The organism is Delftia sp. DT-2, assembly GCF_028401915.1.
Taxonomy (GTDB): Bacteria; Pseudomonadota; Gammaproteobacteria; order Burkholderiales; family Burkholderiaceae_C; genus Comamonas; species Comamonas tsuruhatensis.
Window position 1 is genome coordinate 133,145 of record NZ_JAQOTI010000011.1, and the last position, 19,418, is coordinate 152,562.

The 19,418-nt window shown below is 64.4% G+C and carries 14 protein-coding genes; 3 read left to right on the forward strand and 11 right to left on the reverse strand.

All coding sequences use genetic code 11. From position 1 onward, the window contains the following. Positions 1-51 precede the first annotated feature (51 nt). From PO605_RS20795 to PO605_RS20835, 9 genes are all read right to left on the reverse strand, one after another. Positions 52-1,860: a hypothetical protein gene (locus tag PO605_RS20795; RefSeq protein WP_016453342.1), complete on the reverse strand. Its 1,809-nt coding sequence runs from the start codon at positions 1,858-1,860 to the stop codon at positions 52-54. 1 nt (position 1,861) lies between these two features. Next, positions 1,862-2,311, reverse strand: coding sequence for a hypothetical protein (locus PO605_RS20800; protein WP_016450001.1), 450 nt, complete (start codon positions 2,309-2,311; stop codon positions 1,862-1,864). Next, a complete protein-coding gene (locus PO605_RS20805; RefSeq protein WP_016450000.1) occupies positions 2,308-4,155 on the reverse strand; it encodes a hypothetical protein in 1,848 nt (615 codons plus the stop codon). The genes PO605_RS20800 and PO605_RS20805 overlap by 4 nt, the downstream gene beginning before the upstream one ends. Next, entirely contained in the window at positions 4,152-5,318 is a 1,167-nt protein-coding gene (locus tag PO605_RS20810; RefSeq protein ID WP_272206805.1) for a hypothetical protein, read from the reverse strand. Before PO605_RS20810 ends, PO605_RS20805 begins: the two co-directional genes overlap by 4 nt. Next, the gene (locus PO605_RS20815; RefSeq protein ID WP_272206806.1) at positions 5,312-6,175 is read right to left on the reverse strand and encodes a hypothetical protein; all 864 of its coding nucleotides are present in this window, start codon (positions 6,173-6,175) and stop codon (positions 5,312-5,314) included. Before PO605_RS20815 ends, PO605_RS20810 begins: the two co-directional genes overlap by 7 nt. A gap of 4 nt (positions 6,176-6,179) precedes the next feature. Next, a complete protein-coding gene (locus PO605_RS20820) occupies positions 6,180-7,211 on the reverse strand; it encodes a hypothetical protein (RefSeq protein WP_272206807.1) in 1,032 nt (343 codons plus the stop codon). 12 nt (positions 7,212-7,223) lie between these two features. Next, positions 7,224-8,024 carry a hypothetical protein gene (locus PO605_RS20825; protein WP_272206808.1) on the reverse strand — a complete coding sequence of 267 codons (801 nt, stop codon included), beginning with the start codon at positions 8,022-8,024 and terminating at the stop codon, positions 7,224-7,226. Positions 8,025-8,100: 76 nt separating this feature from the next. Continuing rightward, positions 8,101-15,933: a PLxRFG domain-containing protein gene (locus PO605_RS20830; protein ID WP_272206809.1), complete on the reverse strand. Its 7,833-nt coding sequence runs from the start codon at positions 15,931-15,933 to the stop codon at positions 8,101-8,103. A gap of 84 nt (positions 15,934-16,017) precedes the next feature. Further along, positions 16,018-16,353: an Arc family DNA-binding protein gene (locus PO605_RS20835; protein WP_272206810.1), complete on the reverse strand. Its 336-nt coding sequence runs from the start codon at positions 16,351-16,353 to the stop codon at positions 16,018-16,020. Positions 16,354-16,444: 91 nt separating this feature from the next. Between PO605_RS20835 and PO605_RS20840 the strand changes: the two genes are divergently transcribed. The 3 genes from PO605_RS20840 to PO605_RS20850 all read left to right on the forward strand — a co-directional run bounded on the left by PO605_RS20840 (position 16,445) and on the right by PO605_RS20850 (position 17,865). Then, positions 16,445-16,615, forward strand: a complete 171-nt coding sequence (locus tag PO605_RS20840; RefSeq protein WP_272206811.1) for an Arc family DNA-binding protein — start codon at positions 16,445-16,447, stop codon at positions 16,613-16,615. A gap of 83 nt (positions 16,616-16,698) precedes the next feature. After that, positions 16,699-17,397 carry a phage antirepressor N-terminal domain-containing protein gene (locus tag PO605_RS20845; protein ID WP_272206812.1) on the forward strand — a complete coding sequence of 233 codons (699 nt, stop codon included), beginning with the start codon at positions 16,699-16,701 and terminating at the stop codon, positions 17,395-17,397. 84 nt (positions 17,398-17,481) lie between these two features. After that, the gene (locus PO605_RS20850) at positions 17,482-17,865 is read left to right on the forward strand and encodes a hypothetical protein (protein ID WP_272206813.1); all 384 of its coding nucleotides are present in this window, start codon (positions 17,482-17,484) and stop codon (positions 17,863-17,865) included. Positions 17,866-17,912: 47 nt separating this feature from the next. Here PO605_RS20850 and PO605_RS31050 read toward each other — a convergent pair whose 3' ends face one another. Continuing rightward, entirely contained in the window at positions 17,913-18,341 is a 429-nt protein-coding gene (locus tag PO605_RS31050) for an STAS-like domain-containing protein (RefSeq protein ID WP_442874739.1), read from the reverse strand. 12 nt (positions 18,342-18,353) lie between these two features. After that, a complete protein-coding gene (locus PO605_RS20855; RefSeq protein WP_272206814.1) occupies positions 18,354-19,334 on the reverse strand; it encodes a hypothetical protein in 981 nt (326 codons plus the stop codon). Positions 19,335-19,418: the final 84 nt, after the last annotated feature.

The window sequence follows — 19,418 nt, forward strand, 5'->3', positions numbered from 1 at the left end:
TGCAGTGTCCCGGCCAGAGCGCCCACAGGCGAACCCTAGCCGGGGGCGACATCAGATCTGACCGTTGTAGTTCCAGTTGACGCGGCCATCAATCTGGGCCTGAGCTGTCACCATCGACAAGGCACTGGCCAGTTGCTGGGCCTTTGCAGTGAGGCCCACCTTCGCGGCCTCCATGCGCGCATCGTTGGCATGGGTGACGGCATCATTGTTGGTCCTGGCAACCTGGTACGTGATGTTCATCCCGGCTTCGTACTGCTTGATCTCGGACTCCCATCGACGCGCATACGATGCCGCCTGAGCCTCAGCGGCAGTTGCGCCGATGCGGTAGCCGTCGACAAGGATTGCGGACTGCCGAGCCGCGCTTTCGGCACGCGCCGTGGCGGCGGACAGGCGAGCTTTCCACCCGTCCCATTCGAGACCCTTGGCCGAGATCAGGGCCTGGTACCGGGCCACCTCGACGCGTGCCTGCTCGGCCTGGGCGCCCACCTTGGATGCATAGGCCTGCGTGAGCGCACGATAAGCGTCCACCTTCGCAGTCTCAGCTCCCACCTGGGTCTTGTAGATGTCAACCAGTGCTGTCTGTGCATTGACCGTGGCCACGAAAGCCTTGACCTCTTCGCCCCCGGCCTGGATGCGTGCGCGCTCGAGCTCGACAAGGGTCTGGGCCGCGCCCACGCGGGCCTTGTAGATCTCGACCACCGCCATGCGCCCGTCGATCTCGGCGCGGTAGCGATCCACCAGGGACTTGTTGATGTCGGCCTTGGTCTGCTCGGCCGCCAGCATGGCCTTGTAGACCTCGACCTTGTTGAGCTCGGCCCGGATCACCGTGTCATAGGCGGCAGCATAGGCTTGGTACCCTGCCAGCAGCGCCTTGTAGTGCTCGACCGCCGCATTGAAGGCGGCCAGGGCATTGTCTGCCGTGGTCTTGGCGGTCTCGAACGCCAGCATCTCCAGCTTGTAGGCGTCGTCCAGCAGCGTAGTCTCCAACTGCAGGGCCTGGGTGATGGCGTCCTTGACGTTCTGCTGCTCCATCTCGGCCTGCTTGATGGCCACATCCCGCGACAGGCCCGACAGCTTGTCGTGGAACTCGCGGCGCGCGTCAGCCAGTTGGCCCGCCAGCGCGCCACTGGGCAGCGGAAAGCCCAGAGCTTCGGCGCCGCGCAACACCTCCTGCTCGCGCGCCAGCGCCAGCGCCGTTTCGCGATCGCGCGCACGATCCCAGATCTGCTGCTCGACCGCAGGGAGGATGCCGGTGCCGCCCTGCAGACGTGCATTGAGGCTGGCCTTCAGATTGTCCAGCAGCTGTGATGCGTACTTGGCTCCCGACTGGTACTGGAACGGCGTGGGCTGCAGCACGGACAGCGTGGGGATGTCGTCCAGCTTGGCAAGCCAGTCCTCATGCAGATTCACACCTGCAAACGTGTGCGTCTGCAACTGCAGGAATTCCGGCGCACCAGGCAGCACCACATCCGGCGCATCAGGCACGGCTACGTCCCGCAACTGAGGCAGTGTCGGCGCCTGGCCGATGGTCAAGACAGGGGCCTGCCCGAAGTTGAGTGTGGGCGGCACCACATCGAACCCGTCGATGGGCACGTCCCGTATCTGCGCCGACAGCGGCCCGGGCATGTCGGCGGGCTCCACAAGCGTCGCATCGGGCAGCGCTGGCATATCCGGGATGGGCGGCAAGTTCGGCGCAGGCAGCGTCTGCCACCGAACGTCGATCTGCGAAGGCTTATAGAGGCTGTTCCTCAGATCGTCCGTGAAAGACGCAACTTCCTTGGAGGCGGCGTCAGCCATCGCCATGCTGCGCTCGTACTTGTCCTGGACGATCTCTGCGGGTCCATTCAGATCCAGTGCCATTTCATGCTCCTACGCGGCGGGTTTTGGACGAGACCGTCACGACTTCAATGCGGTCCAATGTGAAGGTTTGGCCGGCCGGCGTGCTCAGGCCGAAGCCCATGTAGTTCTGGCGGATGCCGCGGCCTGGCTGGCACCGCGTCTGGCCGGAGGCCGCGAGGGGGAAGCTGTAGGCCCAGCGCTCCGCGTTCGGCCCAAGCACCGCGAACTGCGCGCAGCCGCGCCCCCGCATGGACAGATAGACCATCTCCAGGTGCTTTTTCAGCGTGTTCTCGCGGATGGTTGCTGGCAGCCGCAGCTCGGCGACGATGGGTAGGCCGTCGTCGGTATCACCGCTGGCCAAGGCATATAGGCCCGTGGCGCTGCCGCCATGGGTCGGTGTCAACGCATGGAAATCGTGGCGCGTGTACTCGGACACTGCGCCGCTCAGGGTGTTGCAGACGAGGGTGTTCATACGGAAATCAGGCTTTCGTCGGTGCGCACGCGCGCCGTGTGGTCCATCGGCATCTTCATGATGGTGTGCAGTTCCCGAGCGCCGGTGTCGTCGGCAACAAAGATCCAGCTGCGCAGCACCGTCTGGCGGTCCTCTGCCGTGTACTGCATGAGATTGGCGCAGACAGCACCGGTCCAGGGGTCTACCGCGGCCGACACTGCGAAATAGTGGGGATCAGCATCTGAAATATCGATGCTGGCGACGATCTGGCCCCGGCACTGCACGAGCACCTCCCCACGATTTGTGTAGACCGTGCCCTCCAGCCTGGATGGCACCGCGAGTGGATACCAATTGCCGTCAGATGTCTGAGCGGATTCATACACCGCCGAATAGTCGCCGCGTTGAATCTTCTGAGCCTGGATCACCAACTCTGTAGTGGGATCGAAAAACAGCACCTGCAGCATCTGCCACGACTCTGCCCAGTCTCGGATGAATCCGGAGGCTGCGTATGTGAGGGTCACGCCATCTGCGACGGTTCGCGTGACAAGCAATTCGCTACTGCTTTGCCCCGCCACGCTGGGGAATGTGATGTCGTGACCATTGATGCGGATGAGCCCCCCCGGATCCGAGTAGTCGCCCGTCAGGAACAGGCCCTCATTCTCAAGCGTGATCGGCCCCCGGATCGGGTCTACACCAATGACTTCGCCCGAAAATGACTCCCGGTATGTCCAGTGCTCCAGCCTCCCGCCCCCACCCAGCAGAACCTCGAAATCCCGCCCCTTGCCGTCGTAGCCATAGGTGGCATTGCCAAAGGAGATAGGGCCCATGCGGGTGCCCGTGATGTTGGGCTCCAGCTCAGTGCCGGTGTTGGTGGAAACCTCCCATCCTTCGATGCGAGAGCCGCGCTCTGAAGTGGTGACAATTGAAAGACTGGCATCGCCAACGGCCAGATCAACGAGCAGGAAATTGCCCAATACCGTGGTGAACACAGCGCGCAATCGTTGGCCGTCTGCGCTGGAGGACAGCGAGTCCCATTTGACGGTGTGGCCTCCGGGAATGGGCAACGTGGCGACCAACTCCCCAACTGCGCCGCCTGGCGGGCGGTACTGCTGGCCCCACAACTCGATGCGCTGCGGCCCCCCTGCAAACTTGGCCACGGCCTGCATGATCCAAAGGGAGCCATTGGAGTGCTTGCGGAAAAATGGCAGTGGCTCGGCGTCGGATCGAAACTCAGCCACGGGGCGGCGCACGCTGTAGACACTGAATCCAGGCCCGTAGGTGCCATAGCGATAGGCGCGCATGTTGGTGCCGCCCAAGGCATCGAAGCTCGGAGGGGGCGGCAACTGGAAGAAGGTGGATACCCCATCCACTCCTGTGAGGTAGAGGTCAGGCAGGCGTGTCTGGAACACGGCCTTGCCGCCGTTGTATCCGTTGACCTTGCGAACACGCCAGCGCCCGGTACAGATGCGTGTGCCAGGAACTACTGCGGGCGTGAGGATGAAGGGCTGCGGGCTCGTCCCGTTGGAGTGCGTGAGCTCCGGCACAAGATCGCCTAGCAAGTCCACCATGGTGATGCCGATCCCGCTCTCGCGCTCGTTCGCCGCATCCTCCGGCCAGATCTCCATGGTGGTCGAGTTGCCGATGCGCACGATGCGATAGGCCGTGCCGTCGGGCAGCCGACCGGCCTCCACTGGATTGGGCACGACCGACAGCCGCGCCATCATGCAGAAGCGGTAAAAGGCCGCCTGAGCCATACCAAGCTGGTTGGCCGAGGCCGGCAAGCCGTGTACGCGCAGCGCCGGCGGGGCCACCGCGCCGATGGGCACGCCGCCGGGCTTATAGGTGTGCGGGTCCCAGATGCTCATTGCGGCACCGCCAGGTACTGCGGGATCTCGTTCACCACGCGGAACGTGGCAGCGACTTCGACCACCGGCGTCTTGAAGCGGTTGGCCGTGAGGCTGGCTGTCTGGCCGCCCGCAAAGCCGGCCACGATCTCGCCGCCTGCGATGCACACCATCGCCGGGCCTGCGCCCACACCATCGCCCAACTTCAGGTAGCGCCCCGGCGCCGCGACGGCTGATCCCGGCACGACAGGCCCAGTTTGGCGCTCCAGGTAGGCCAGTTGGTCGAAGGTGGTCCCCGACAGAAACACCAGATCCTCGGCCGTGCCCACATAGATGCCATCGTCCACGGGCACGATGCCGGTGATCGGCGCAGGCATGGGCCGGAAGTCACGCCAGTCGGCAAGGTGCGGCGCCATGGGCCGACTGGCCCACAGGACATTGCCCTGGGCGACAAGCACGCGCCCACGCCACGCGGCGGTGATGGTGCCCACAGGGAACGGCTGAGCGCCCAGCGTGCGACAGGGCAGCACCAGGGCCGAATTGGGGCCGCCGACTTCAAAGCTGCTGCCCGTGGCAACGCCGGCCAGATAGGCACCCTCCCCGTCCTGGCCGGAGAGGTAGACGTTCAAGGCGTAGCCCTCGCGCACCGGCAAACCGTCCAGGAGCAGGCCACCGTCGGCGATCTCAATGGGTGCAGAGCTGATGGCCGGGCCTTCGAGCCGGTCAGCCAGGCGCACATGGCTGAGGTGGTAGCGGTACTGGCCCGGGTGCAACTGCCCGAAGGCCGCGTCTGGCGCGCCCAGGCCCGCCGGCGTGGGCACGCTGCGCTCCTGGTTGACCAAGCCATCGGTCACACCTTGGATCAGGCCATTTGTCCAAGTCGTGCGGCCGTCGGGAAGGTTGCAGTACCAGACCCGCTCAGGCCCAAGGGATGGGTGGATGACGTGGCGCGTGCCGTCGGGATGTATCGCTGTCAGCTGCGCGCCCACCGTGGCGAGCAGGTAGCCGCGGCCCTGGTGCAGGTTCTTGTGGCAGAGGTCGGATACCTGGGTGATGCCAGCGCGGCGTGTGATCTCGCCCGTGAGCCCGATGTCCACGTTCTCGGCCCCCAGCAGCGCATCGCCGCCCAGGCGGTGCTCAGGCAGCACGTTGTTGATGCCGCTGAATTTTGCGAAGGTCAGCATGTGTTCTCCCTGGCCACGGCAAATGCACCCAACTCCAGCGGGAAACCGGCCCGCGCGCGAACAGTTGTGGAAGGCAGGCCGGGCGTGCCCAACTCCAGGACATAGGCGCTGGCGGCCAGCAGCTGCGCGGTGGGCAGCGCGATGCTGGCCGTGCCCGCGCGCACCAGATCAATGCCCTCGACTTGCAGCGCCACAGCCACCGTCGGCACGCCAAGCTCCAGAGGCCGGGCGGCGCTGGCCTGCAGGCGAATGCCCGCGGCGGGCATGCCGAGTTCCAGCGCCTGCGCACCCTGGGCCTGCAGCCGGATACCTGCGCCCGGCGCGCCCAGCACCAGGGGCTGCGCGCTGACGGCTTGCACCGTCACTGCGCCGGGCCGAGCCTCCGGCGTGCCCATCTCCAGCGGGCGGCCGCTGCGGGCCTGCACAACCTGGTCGGGTGCGACCTGCTCCAGTGCAATGACTGCGAAGTCCGTGCGAACGAGGTCCAGCCCTTCGATGCCCAGGGATGCATCCAAGCCATTGCGCACGCGCAGCGCGCCCAACTCAAGCGGCTGCGCGCCTTGCGCCTCAAGCACCATCTCCGTCATAGCTCGTCCCCCTGTGACGAGATCAATGCCCGGCGGCTGCAGGGCCGTGTTGTAGCGTGCCGTGGCCTGCCCAGCGTTGACCAGATCCAGGCCTGGCGGACGCAGGGGCAGCACGATGCGCGGCGTGCCCAGCTCCATCGGCTGCGCGCCGGCTGCCAACAGTGCAGGCACGGCGACGGCTTGGCCAAAGGTCACCAGATCAATGCCAACCGTGGCCTCGCCAGCCTCCTCGCCGTTGATGGCTGCGCCGTTGATGAGCGGGTAGCTCATGAGATCAGCCCTCGACGTAGAACCCGCGCCAGTAGAACCGGCCCGAGAACCGGCCACCAGCAGCAGGCGTGTCGACTCGGAAGGTCAGGGAATCCGACAACTGCCCACCGACAGCGATGGGGATGCGGTGGGACTCGCCGCCGGCCGTGATCTGCGACAGCGAGACCGCATTGGCAAAGCGCGTTGGCCGCGCATCGGAGAACCCGAGGTCCGAGCCGATGGAGACCGTTGGCGGCGTGCTGGCCGTCACCACACTGGCGATGAACCCGACCTCCTCGACCACGATGCGCACGCCCTCCAGCCGCACCAGCAGGTCCACCGGCATCTGCACTGGCACCCAGTAGCCCAAGGACGGATAGGAGGGGTCCAGCGGCACATGCGTGCCCATGCCTTGGAAGTCCGGCACCGCATCCGCATACACGGCGTTCGATTGGTTCGTGCAGGCCCAGTACTGGCAACCATCGGGTGTACCCGGCACCACCACGTCCCCGTGGGCGAAGTTGCCCGCAGCCCAAGCCGGCGGCGTGCCCAGGTCCACGAACATTGAGCCGCCCACGATGGGCATGCTGTTGCCCGCGCGGTGCCAGTCGGACGTGGGATTCGCCAGCAATTGCGGCCACGCGCTCTTGAGAGCGGGATAGCCGAGCGCCGCGAACCGGTCAGCGCCGCTCAGGACCTGGCCGAAGAAGCCATTGGGCTGCATCTGGACGAAGGTCTCCAGCATTCCGGCGGTGACACGCACGCTGACCTTTGCGCCCGCGGGCCAGTCCATGGGGCCGCCGGCATCCCATGGCAACTCGATCCCGCGATCCACGATCAGGTTCACGCCATCGATCTGGCGTATGGTGACGACCTCCCACTGGCCGGGCATGGTCGCGTCCGTGATGGTCGCGCGCAGGGAGCGCGTCCCGCTGGGGTTGGCAAAGCCGTCCAGGCCCGCGCCTGTGGTCACGATCGTGCCGTACCCCGGATCACCGCTGTCGTTGGTCAGGGCCGAAGCCAGCATGGTCTCGGCGTTGTTGGAAAACAGGTCCATGGCCCAGCCTCCTTACGCCGGCACCAGCGAGAAGATGCGCGCGGCGCCGTTGGACCACTGCACCACCAGGCCGCCGCCATTGGTGGCCAGCGGCAGGCCCAGCACATCCGTCACGCGCGCGATCAGCGGCGACGTGGCCGCCGTGCCCGTGTCCTTGTAGAGCACCACGCTGCCAATGGTCGAGCCGCTGGCAAGCGCACCGAAGTTGGCATCGTCCGCGTCGAACACGCCGCCCGTCACGGTCCTGCTAGCAAGCGCCTGGGCCGTGCCGATCACAGCACCGACATCAGGCAGGAACTCGTGGGCAGCGTCGTAGACGTAGGAGCTGGGCAACAGCGCCACCTTGATGTCGTCTGCAGAGAAGTTGATGGAGCCCGCCCACATCTTCTCCGCGCCCTTCGGGTAGACCGGCAGATTGAGCCGTGCGATCTTCTTGATGTTGTTGTCCCAGGGGATGGTCACGGCGCCGCCGTTGGTGGCCATGGGCAGCCCGGTCACGGTGTCCAGGAAGAACAGCACCGGCGACGTGGAAGTGTTGCCCGTGTCCTTGAAGATCACGACCGAGCCGATGGTCGAACCTGGCGCCAGGGCACCGAAGTCCAGATCGTCCGCGTCCAGCACGCCGCCGGTGATCGTCTTGTTGAGCAGGGGCTGGGCCGTGCCGATGATCGAGCCGAGCTGGCTCACGAACTCATGCGACACGCTGAAGGCGTAGCCGCTGGGCAGCAGCGCGGCCTTCAAGGTGTCAGTGGAGGCATTGATGGAGCCGGAGAGAAGCTTCTCCATGCCCTTCGGATAGCTGGTGTTCGACATTGGAAGCTCCTGCGAAGTGAATTCCCGCAGTCTTCCAATGCCGCCCTTTCAAGGCCAACCCTGCAAGGGGCAAGTGCTATCGCGCCTCCGCTGCCATCTCCCGCATCTGCTGACGCAGCGCCTTGGGCGAGTTGTCCGCAATGCGGTCTGTCCGGTCCTTACCCATCTCGCGGACCTTCTTCCAGATGTCCGGCATCTTCACGACGATGGGCTGCTCCGGATTGTTCTTGTTCCAATCGGCCAGCCGTTCGCGCACGCGCGCCAAGGCGCCCTCGTCCTTGCGGAACAGCGCATCCGCCCACTGCGCCTTGATCTCGCTGCTGGTCTGGCTGTAGAAACTCTTGGACCGCTGCATGAAGCTGTTGGCTTCCTGCACCTCGGCCACGCTCTTGGGCTGGAAGCCGGCGGCCTTGGCAATCGCCTCGGACAGCGTGGTGTCGATCACCTTGTAACCCTTGGTGTCCTTGTACATGCCGCTGGCGGCCATGTCCGCGCCCTTGAACGCATTGCGCACGGCCGTGGGCGAGACCTCCAACGCCGCGCCAGCAACGTCGCCCGTCAGCACCTTGCGCCCAGCAGTGAACCCGCGCATCACCAGATCACCCGCGGGGCCGGCCACCTCCAGCAGATCCCGCTCGCGGCTCTGCTTGGTCAACAGCAGGCCGGTGCCGGGCAGCAGGTTGCCCATGCCCAAGCGCCCGGAAACATCGATGGGCGCGCCTGGCAGGCCCGAGACACCTTGCTCCAGGAACTCGGCCAGCTCCTTGCCCACGATGCCCGCGAGGGCCTCCTTGCGCCACTGCTTGGAACTGAGGTTGTAGCCCATCATCTGGCCCACGCCGTCGATCAGGTCCTCTGCGTCCTCCATAAAGGGCACGCCGCCCGCACCGCCCATCAGCAGCAGCATGGCCAGGGCCCAGCCCACCGCGCGCTTGCCCTCTGGCCCTCCCTGCTTCCACATCCGCTGCATCAGCTCCAGGTAGCTGACGGAATAGGTCTTGAAGGTGAAGAGCGTGCCGCCCACGGCGCCGCGTGCCCACTGGGGCTTGTTGGCCTTGGAATAGACGAACTGGGTCTCCAGCACGGCCTTGCGCGCGAAGGCGCCTGGATCATCCATGCCCTGTGCCTTGGCGATGCGGAAGGCTGCGATGAATGTGGAGCGCCGGTTGAACTGCTCGGCCAGGGCGAAGGGCTGGCCCCAGGCCACCTTGGCGCGTTCCCAGGCATTGCCGGCCGCCGCGCGAGCATCGCCAGACTTGGTGCCATCGCCCGAGCGCAGGCCGCCCGCGCCGCGCGCCTGTGCCATCAACTGGTGCACTTCCTGTGGCGAGACCACGCCGTCGTCCTCGGCGGACTTCAGCGCGTGAGCCAGGTCAGGTTCGTATTTCATGCCGCGCGTGCCCATGTCCTTCAAGGCCCGCGCCATCTGGCCGCTGGCCGCACGAATGCCGCCGAACTGGCTGAGCCAGGGTAGCGTCACCGCAAAGGGCTGGGTCATGTTGACCACGGCCGAGGCAAGCGAGCCGCCCAGGTACTGCGCGAACAGCATGCCGCGCACGGCCTGGCCCTCTTCCTGTGGATCGCGGATGTAGCTGCGCAGGCCCATGGCCAGGTCCTTCAGCTCGCCCTGCTCCTTCGGGATGTCGTTGATCGCGCGGTCCATGGTGCCGGCATTCAGGCCTGCCGCGCCCTGGCGCGCATTGCTGTAGATGAAGTTGGCCACCACGCGGCCCACGTCCTGGCTGTAGCCCTCGATGCCCTTGCGCTGGATCAGGCGCTTCAAGGCGCTGTGGTTGTTCTTTGTCAGCTTCAGGTATTCATCGAACACCTTGCGCGTGGCCGCGTCGGCTTCCTTGCCCACGACCATGTCCTTGAAGATCTCCAGTGTCTCGGGAGTGATGCCCGCGAACAGCTTGAAGGACTGCTGGCTCATGGTGCCCTGGGTGATCACCGCGCCGGGGAAGGCCTGGGCCATCTGGATCTTGGCCAGGTTGGCGTCCTTCATGGTCTCGTACATGCCGAAGTACTGGCGGTTGCCCTCCTGGTCAACCACGTCCAGCGTGTACCGCCCGAAGCGCGACAGCGGCGCATACCCCGCGTCCTGCAGGTCCTTGGCTGTGGCCGCCCGGTCCACCACCATGTTGTTCAGATGCAGCAGCCGTTCGGCCAGGTCCGGCTTGGCCTTGGCATCCTCCTGCAGCGTGGTGGTCAGCAGCTCCAGGGCATCGGACAGCTTGGGCGCGTCCAGCACCATGTCGCGCAGGCCGGCGTACTCGTCGCCCAGCGCGCGCATCATGTCCGCGCGGGCCGTCATGTCGATGGAGCGGTCAATGGCCGCGCGGGCTTCACGGTACAGGGCGATCTGGTTGGGCGTGGCGCCGAACATGGTCTGCAGCTCGGCATCCGTCCAGACCGCGCCGGCCTTGAGCATCTTGCTCTCGAAGCGAGAATTCACCAGCGCTTCGTACTGGGCCAGCGGCAGCCCGCGCCAGGCGCGCAGCATGCGGTCGTCCAACCGGCCAGCGCGCAGCAGCAGCTGTGCCTTGTCGTCGGCGGGCAGGTTGCCGTACTTCTTGGTCAGCTCGTCCACCAGCACGGCCTTGCCGTCCACATCCCGGCCCCAGAGCAGCGTGCCCTCGAAAAGCGGCTTGGCCACGGCCTTGTTGTCGGCCGCCGAGACAGGGGTTTTACGATTCTTGCCCACCAGATCACCGATGGTGTCCACGCGCGGCAACAGGCGCGGCGCCCGGTCGGCCGCATCATTGGCCAGCATGGACACGTCATCGATGTTGCGCTGGGCCGTCTCGTAGACCGGCTTGAAGGCTGGCGCACGTTCGGCCAGGTGGCGCATGGTGCCGATGGTCTTGTCCCAGACAGAGACCTTGCCAGGGTGGGACATCGTCTTCTGGAGCTGGTCCAGAGCGCTGTCCTTGATCTCCGAAAGCCGTGAGCGGCTGAAGCTCAGCTCGTCGGCGTCATCGCCTTGGCGAGGATTGCCTTGATCTGCGCGCTCGCTTGCGCGTCGTCCTTCTTCAGCGATTCGATCTCGGAGTCGCTCAGCCGGCTCGAATCGTGCGAGGTATCGGGCTTCGGACTCGGTGAGCGCGTCGAAGCCGTAGCCTGTGGCTGCGCGGAATTGGTCTTCGAGGTCACCATGTTTTTGACGGAGGGAGGCCAGGGTTTCGGGAGAGGGCTGGATTTTTGCACTGTACTGCTTGCCGGTCAACGCAACCACGCCCACCACATTGCCTCCACCTTCATGAATGTGGCTGGCCAGGGCCACGAACGTGCCGCCCTGCGTGAGGGTGTCATCCACCAGGAGGTAGTCGCCCGGCTCTACGGCGCCCGCAAAATCGACAGGCGCAAAGATGCGGTCCAGTCCATCCAGGCCGGTGCGCCGCGCGCGATTCGCCTGCACGATGCCCGTCGTCGTTTCCAGGCCCAGGCGTGCCGCCAGGACTTCAGCCACGGCGCGCGGGATCTTGTTGCGACCACTGGACTCTTCGGCAGCCACCGGCAGCACGCGCGGCCGCGCACCACCCAGCGCAGCTGCCACCTTCGCCGCCATCTCAGGCGTCACGAGGTCCACGGCCAGCCGCGTGGCCGCCGCAACATCCCCGCCCTTGGCCGCAGCGTAGTCGGGATGCTTCGATGCGCTGCCCAGTGTGCTGCCGATGATGGCGTCGGGCATGGCGGCCGCCGAGTCCGAACGGCTGAACACCGGCTCAATACGGTCGGTAGCGGTACGCTGCCCGCGCTCCACGAAATCGCGCGCCGGCAGGATGTAGCCCTGGATGATGTCGGCGTCCGACAGCTTCAGGCGCCCGAACCCGGGCACGTTGGCCCGCAGCCAGTTACGGATGGCGGCCACGGCACGGCGCACGAAATGCAGCTGCGGCGTCTTCTCGGCCATCTCGGCCAGCACTTCCTCGGCCGCGTGGCGCCGGCTCAGGTCCGTGACGCCGCGCAGCCCATATTCCTTGATCTTGGCCGCTACCTCAGCTTGGCGCATGGCGGCCACTTGGTTGAGGATCTTGTTCAGCTCCGGGCCGAACATGCCGCGCAGGCCATGATGGCCCAGCACCTCGTGGTGCAGCACGCGTGCCGCGTCGGCGGGCGTGTTCAGCTTGCTGACCAGCAGGTAGGCCTTGCCGCGCCAGTAGAAGCCCTCGGGCGCTCCGGAGGCCCCGCCACTGCGCTGGCGCAAGTCCGCGCGCCGCGCCGCCTCCGGCACAGCCGGGTCGTTCATGTCGAAGGCCACGACGACTTCTGGCCCGTTGCTCCAACCCTTGCGTATGGCATCCACCGTCTCGCGCACCTTGCCCACGGCCTGGGCCCGTGCAGCTTCGGAAAACGCCGCCGGCTCCGGCCGCATGATGCGCAACAGATTCGCCATCTGGTCATCGGTCAGGCCCTGGCCATCGGATTCGCCACGGCGGAACGGCAGTTCCTCGGTGCGCTCCACCGGCCCAGCCTTCAGCTCGCGCGCGCTGGGCGGCGTGGCATGGGTGCGCTCGCGCACGCCCGGCACATCCTGCCAGCCCGATCCCTGCTTCTCCACCTGGCGCACCGTCACGCTCCACACGCCATCGGCATTGGCCGGCGTGTACCAGACCACGCGGACATGGCTATCCCCGTACCCCTTCACGATGTTGCCCGGGGTGAAGTAGTTGGCGCGCGCAGCCTCCTCCGCCGCTGCCTTCTTGGCCAGGACGCCGCGCGGCTTCTTCGTGGGCGCAGGCGCTGCGCCAAGCAGCGTGCCGGCCGGCTTCTTCGTCTTCGCCGGATCACGCAGCCAGGACCTGAATTCATCCTGCGTCATCTGGGTGATGCCGCCCAGGCCCGTCCACCCCTTCTCATAGTTCCCCAGGTAGGTGCTCCGCGCACCGGCCTCGTCGGCCGCCCCCAGCACCACCTTGTGTTCATCGAATGAGCCATCACGGTTCACCTGGTCCACCACGAACACCGGCAGGTCCGGGTCGCTCGCGCGCTCGGTCATGAACACGTCCACATGGTCCTTGTCCGCGCCCACAGAACCCTTGAAGTAGCCGTAGTGGTTCTTCAGGGGCGGCCATTCTGGACGGCGGCGGCTGCCGGCGGGGTTCTCGATGCTGATGTCCAGTCCGTTCAGGCGGACGTGGCCCTTCTTGTAGTTGCCCGCCTCCTTCTGGGCATCGGTCGGCTCGGGCAGGTCGTTGGCCTGGCTGGTGGCCGCCTCCCGCGCGGCTGCTTCCACGGCTGCAGGTGCTGCAGGTGCTGCAGGTGCTGCAGGTGCTGCAGGTGCTGCAGGTGCTGCAGGTGCTGCAGCAGCATCGGGCATGGCGGCGGCCAGCTTCTCGCGCACCTTGGGCGCCAGATCAGCCCAGGCGCGCGTGTGGGCACCTGCGCGCGCCGGAGCGTTCAGCCCCTTGGCGGCCTTCGCCACAGCCTGGCGCTCGGCCACCGGCATACTGGTCCAGCGCTCGCTGGCGGCCAGCAGCTGCGCGCGCCGCGCGTCGTTCCCTTCCTTGGCGATGGCCTGGGCCTGCTGCTCGCCCACCGTAGGCGCTGGAGCACCAGCAGGCTCTACAGCGGCAGTCTGTTCGCTGGCGCCACTTCGGCCAGGTACAGCAGATTGCAGGCCGGCAGCAGGCTGTTCGGCACCGCTACCTCGCGGCCCAGCAGGCTGCGCATCTGGCGTGCGTCCTGTCGGCTCACCGCCCCCATCCTCCGCAGCAGCCGCAGGGCCTGCTGGGCGTTCATCTGCCAGCCGTACTGCAGGTGCGGGTGAATCATTGGTCTCTCCCTGCGGCGCAATGGCGTCCGCGATCTTGCGTTGCAGATCCGCATTCAGCCGCTCCCATGTGGCGCCAGGTAGGGCCTTGCGGATGACCGGCTTCAGGCCCTCAAGCTTTCCTGCCAGGGCCTTGCGCTCTGCGGTGGGCATGCTGGCCCAGGCCGCGCGGCCGGCATCGATGCGCTGGGCTGCTGTTTGGACTGGCGCTTGAGCCTGCGGGCCTGGCGCTGCACCTGCTTGCGCGCCATCGTGCTGAGACGAGGTGGTGCCATTGGTCAGCTCCTGCGCAGGGCCAGGACCTGCAACCGGCGCTCCCTGCGCTCCTGCTGCCGGCGAAGATTCCGCGCGCGGCGGCTGGGCTTGATCGGCTTGTGTGCCATCGATGCTTCCTTGCTGGGGGGTGGATGTGGTGGCGGGCGTGAGCGCGGCGCCGCGGCCCTGTTTCTCGCGCTCTGCACGGCGACGTTGCAGCTCCAGGGCCAACGGCGTGCGCACCTCCTTGGCCTGCGCAGAACGGAATGCGTTCGACAGGTCTTCATCGGTCCAGGTGGCCAGGGCCCCGCCCTGAATCTCGCCTGTGGCAGGGTCTGCAGTGACCTGGCGCTCGGTTGCCTTCTTCTTGGCTGGCGCGCGTGCGGCTTCCTCTGCGGCCTGGGCCATGGCACTGGCCTGCTGGGCCTGGGCGGACGCGCCGGAATCCACAGCCAGGGCAGCAGCTGCGGACAGCGAGCCAGCAGCAGGATCCAAGCCCATTTCCTCGGAAGGACGCTGCGCGCCAATGGCAGCATCAATGCGCGTGGTATCCAGTTGCGGGGCGGGCGTGATGCCCTGCTCGCGCAGCCGGGCCTCGTCGATGACCGGCTCTTGCTGAGCGGCCAGCTGCCGCACGAATTCATCGCGCACCGTCGACAGGCCAGACGGCACTTCTCCATCGGCCTGGTTCTCGCCGACCTGCTGGAACAGATCCGGGTTGAACGCCTGATGCAATGAATCCGCCGCGGCCTTCCGGTCTTCGGGGGTCAGGGACTCGTCCTGGGCCCGCGCCAGAGCATCCCGGTACTGCTGCTGGCTCTCTGGCCGCACCATCTGGTCGATGGCGGCGCCGTAGGTTGCAACATCCGGCAGGCCCGCAGGCTCTGCGCCGGGTGGCTGAGGTGCAGCATCTGCCGCCTGGCCGGCCTCGGCCGCGCCGTTCTCCCCCGCCCCACCGTGCCGACCAGTCAGCAGCGACGTGCCAGCGCCCGTGATGCCACCCAGGGCCGCACCCATGCCAGCAGCAGCAGCTACGCCTTTGGATGGATCAATGGTCGGATCAAATGGCATGGCAGCACGCTGGCCTTCGTGCTGCGTGATACCCTCCTCGATGCCCTCCTGCGCCGCCTCGCTCGCCCCTGTCTTCGCCGCGCGGGCAACAGTGCCGCCGGCAAAACCCTTGCCACCGGCCAGGAGGCGCTCCGCGCCAAACGCGCCACTGACCCCGCCCACAATGGCCGGGATGACACTGGCGCCGCGCCCGGCAGATACAGCCTGATCCTCGGTGGCGCCGGCATTCTTGGCGAGGTCATAGGCCGTGCCCGCTGCATCCCCGCCCGCCATCGCCGCGCCAGCGGCAACGCCGCCAGCCTGAGCTGCGCGCTCGATCCCCTTCGCACCGAGCCCCGCCGCGCGCCCAAGGGCACCAGCACCCTTCACCGCCGCACCAGGCCCCGCGAACGAGCCGGCAGCCTGGGCCGCCGCAAGCACAGGATTGTGGACGATGTACCCGCCCACCGCGCCCAGCTCATCCATCACACCGTCGGCGCCGTCCACCTCTTGCTTAAAGCGCTGCTTTTCAGCTTGAACGACGGGGCTCTGCATGGATTCGCCGGCCTGGATGATGTTCTTGTCGATCCAGCCGGAGACCGCGTTGCCAGGCTTGATGAAGTTGGCAGCAGAAGAGACCCCGCCGGCCGCCGCGTTGGCCACTTCGATGACGGTGTCGTTTACGGCTTCGAGAGCTTTGCGGGCCGGAGGATCAGCAGGCTTGAGTCCAAAGGCTTCCTCGTAGCTTAGTGAAGCCGGCCCCGTGGCCTTGGAAGGCTGGGATGCTGGGCTCTTGAACGCGTCTTCATAGGAGATGGTTTCGTTTGCCATCCCCCCACTCTCTCTGCGAGGGCGAGAGAGGTCGAACCCTACAGGGGGGCGTGAAAAAGCCCGCTCGGGGCGGGCTCTGCTTGTTCAGTCCTTTGCTTCAGGATCGGGAGGCGGCTCCTGCTTGATGGTGGGCTGGCCGCCAGTTACGAGATCCAGCCCATCAGGTCGAAGGGCCGCAACAACCTTCTTCGCTATGCGCACTGCAAGGTCTTCTTCTGGTTCTTTTGTCGAGGTCTTCCCATCGCCCCCGCGTGGCTCAAACGCCCCTCCGCTTTCGAAGCTTCCTTGTAGCCGAGCCACGATCTCAGAGTTGTACGAGCGGCCACTAGCTACAGCCGCCTCATGCAGCTGATGGTGCAGATCCCGAGGCAGGCGCAAACCTGTCTTGTGCCAGTCGTCTTGAGGTGCATTTGTGGCCATGGATGAATTATGCCCTTACCGTAAAGTCAACAATGCATCTACCGTAGATTTTCATGCAGAATGCATCTACTGTAGATTCATAGGAGCAAACATGGCATCAAGCACATCACAGAACGACTGGGCAAAGACAGCACTTCGCTTGCCTCGTGACATGCACACCCAGGTGCACGAGGAGGCCAAGCGTAACGATCGGACATTCAACGGGCAGATTGTTGCGATGCTCCGGCAGGCGCTGCAGCCCAGGCCAGAGGTTCAGCAATGAGCAGTCTGACAAAAGGAAACGCCCCGGAAGGTAGGAGCTCCGGGGCGTCAGGTGACACAACCAATGTGAGAAAGGAAAGTATCGTGCGCGATTCTACTCAAGCCGGCTGCGGCCGGGTGATCACGGCGCCGTTCCATGGTACGCAGCTGTACGTCGTGGAGCACGAAGGTCAGCCATACACACCGATGAAGCCCATCGTGGAAGGTATGGGGCTGACGTGGCAGCCGCAGCATCGGAAGTTGACGGCTGAGCGCTTCTCGACCTGCGTCACCGAGATGGTGATTCAGGTCCCGGGGGATGACCAATCCCGTTCCGTCACCTGCATGTCCTTGAGGAAGCTCCCGGGATGGCTGATGGGTATCGAGACGGGAAAGATCAAGAGCCCGCAGGTCCGTGCGCGCGTCATCCAATATCAGAACGAGTGCGATGACGCCCTCTGGAAGTACTGGAACGATGGCGTGGCAGTGCGCGGCCCGAAGCCAGACGGGAGCAAGCGCAGCAATCCTCAAGACCGCCTACCTCTGTACCACTTCGCCGTGGACACCGTCATCCGCCACAAGCTGATGTTCAACCAAGTCTACGCCTTGCTCAACCTGTTCGCCGGCACGCGCAACTTCCAGGAAATGACCAAGGAGCAAACCGCAGCCGTGGCTGACTTCTGCGACCGATTCGCCCTCGGCCAAGACACGCGCAACGACTGGCAGCGCATCACAGACAACCAGGTCAAGCTGCACGGCGAGTCCCCTCAGTTGGACATGGTGCAGAAGCTGCTGCTGTCGTAAGCGGCCCCAAAAGACGAAAGCCCCGCCGGGTGGAGCCGGCAGGGCCTTCAAGGCGAATCAATCGAGCGATCAAAGGATTCAGGAATGAATGCTACAGCAAAGCCTCGCGCGCGCAAAGCTCCGGCTGCCGCGCGCCCCACATTCGAGCAGATGATGTGTCTGGCCCTGGCCAAGGCGGAAGAGGACCTGGGCCGGCTCGTCCTCACTCGCTGCGCTGATGAACACTGGCGCGATGCCGACTCAGATGTGGACTACGCCGTAGAGTTGGCTCTTGGACACATCCGCAGCATGAAGGCCCGCCACTTCGGAGATGCCGCCGAGTTCTGCCTCACCTGGGGCCATGCAGGCGCAGCCATTAACCTTGCAGCGAAGGCCTTTAGCCGCACGGACTGCGCTTACAGCCGCTTCCTTCGTGACGCGGTTCACATGTTCGCCCAGGTTGCCGAGCTTGTGGAATTCTCTGGCTGACAGAGGCTCTAGAGGCTCTCCAAGGCTAGGCCTCAACTGCCTCAGCGCTACCTTGGCGCATGCTGGTGCGGGTTCCTGATGAACTGCGCCGCGCGATCACTGACCACAAAGTTGATGATCGCCTTCATGTCTTTGGAGCAACCTCGGAAACGCAACTGGTCAAGAACCTTTGGACCTCTCTCAAGCACGAGGATGCCAACCAACTCATCCATGTACGACTGCGTCGCATCTGCACCAGCACAGTCAACCTCCACAACAGCACCAGTTCCGAGGTAGGAATCTATGCCACGCCGGAGAGGTTGAGCGCTCTCACGTCGACTCAACGTCGCGTGCTTGGAGCTAGGGTCCTTGAACTTTGCAAGGACCACGCGAAAGATTTCCGGTGTGTTTAGGTCTCCCACCGCAACTGGAACTGCGGACTTATTCATGATGGCCACCATAGATAAAGATCGTTGCGTCTCTAGCATACCATGCATATCAATAACCTGTCACTCTACAAAGTTCAACCTACCTCGGAAGTCCATATCGGTGTCGGGCAACAGCTTACGCACACTTATGCCCGGCAATGCATGTCTCCTACAAGAAAATGCGATAGATACACCATTCCACAATCCGTCGCTCGGGAGTATGGAGCCGCGCATGGTGGCTGTTTCAAGGTATGCATTTCCGGAGGCAATCATCAGTTTTCCTCTGGCGCCATTGGCTATTCTCATGGTTGTAGTCAAACCAACGCCCTGATTGGCATGCCCGTATATATACGGACTATTTCTATTACAACTCACCCTCTCCATTAGCGCAGTTCTAATTGCAGAAAGATGAGTTTTATCTCTCAACTCTGGCTCCTTGTAGAGTGACTTCAGCAAGCCACACCCATTGTCAACAACAGACATCTTGACTTCTTTGTTCCCCTCGTAGTACTGCGCGGCGACCCAAACATTGGATTGCAAAAATCCATGCGTTCTGGCATGCGTGACTGCGTTTTCAAGCAGTTCCGAAAGCGAATACCACAATGGATATCTAAATCTAAGATACTGATTTTTCCCCTCGGAATCCAAATTTTCATCGGGAGTGGCCCGTGTCAATCGTCCGGTAATAGCATCGGCGAGTTTATTAGCTATCTCGTCAGTCTTGGTTGAATCAGTAATGCAAGTCAACTCCACCAATCGATCCGGATGCGGATGCCTAGACCACTCCGGAATATTAACCCCATCAATATTGCAATGTTGGAAAAAATCCATCCTATTTAAGTACCCGGCGTAATTCACCGACAGCCACGGCATTGAGATATTACGGTCCCTCAGTGGACTCAGCAACGCTCCTAGTACCGCAATTCCATGTGGATCAATAAATTTCACCTCAGATGCGTCTAGGACAATATTCAAATCATCACTTCGCAGCACTGCACCGGCAAGCGCGTAAAGCTCATTTTGATTCCTAGTACCTAAATTTTCCGGGAGCTTATATTCCATTGGCAAACCTAATTTACAAAAATTTGCTAAACACTCCCAGGGAAGGAGCGGAAGGGACTGATCAGCATGTTACATCATGTCTCA

Bases quoted from the DNA above. Each gene is read 5' to 3' on its own strand.
- PO605_RS20855 (WP_272206814.1), bottom strand. From the start codon at position 19,334: ATGGAATATAAGCTCCCGGAAAATTTAGGTACTAGGAATCAAAATGAG.
- PO605_RS20835 (WP_272206810.1), bottom strand. From the start codon at position 16,353: ATGGCCACAAATGCACCTCAAGACGACTGGCACAAGACAGGTTTGCGC.
- PO605_RS20840 (WP_272206811.1), top strand. From the start codon at position 16,445: ATGGCATCAAGCACATCACAGAACGACTGGGCAAAGACAGCACTTCGC.
- PO605_RS31050 (WP_442874739.1), bottom strand. From the start codon at position 18,341: ATGCATGGTATGCTAGAGACGCAACGATCTTTATCTATGGTGGCCATC.
- PO605_RS20820 (WP_272206807.1), bottom strand. From the start codon at position 7,211: ATGGACCTGTTTTCCAACAACGCCGAGACCATGCTGGCTTCGGCCCTG.
- PO605_RS20815 (WP_272206806.1), bottom strand. From the start codon at position 6,175: ATGAGCTACCCGCTCATCAACGGCGCAGCCATCAACGGCGAGGAGGCT.
- PO605_RS20795 (WP_016453342.1), bottom strand. From the start codon at position 1,860: ATGGCACTGGATCTGAATGGACCCGCAGAGATCGTCCAGGACAAGTAC.
- PO605_RS20825 (WP_272206808.1), bottom strand. From the start codon at position 8,024: ATGTCGAACACCAGCTATCCGAAGGGCATGGAGAAGCTTCTCTCCGGC.
- PO605_RS20800 (WP_016450001.1), bottom strand. From the start codon at position 2,311: ATGAACACCCTCGTCTGCAACACCCTGAGCGGCGCAGTGTCCGAGTAC.
- PO605_RS20805 (WP_016450000.1), bottom strand. From the start codon at position 4,155: ATGAGCATCTGGGACCCGCACACCTATAAGCCCGGCGGCGTGCCCATC.
- PO605_RS20850 (WP_272206813.1), top strand. From the start codon at position 17,482: ATGAATGCTACAGCAAAGCCTCGCGCGCGCAAAGCTCCGGCTGCCGCG.
- PO605_RS20830 (WP_272206809.1), bottom strand. From the start codon at position 15,933: ATGGCAAACGAAACCATCTCCTATGAAGACGCGTTCAAGAGCCCAGCA.
- PO605_RS20810 (WP_272206805.1), bottom strand. From the start codon at position 5,318: ATGCTGACCTTCGCAAAATTCAGCGGCATCAACAACGTGCTGCCTGAG.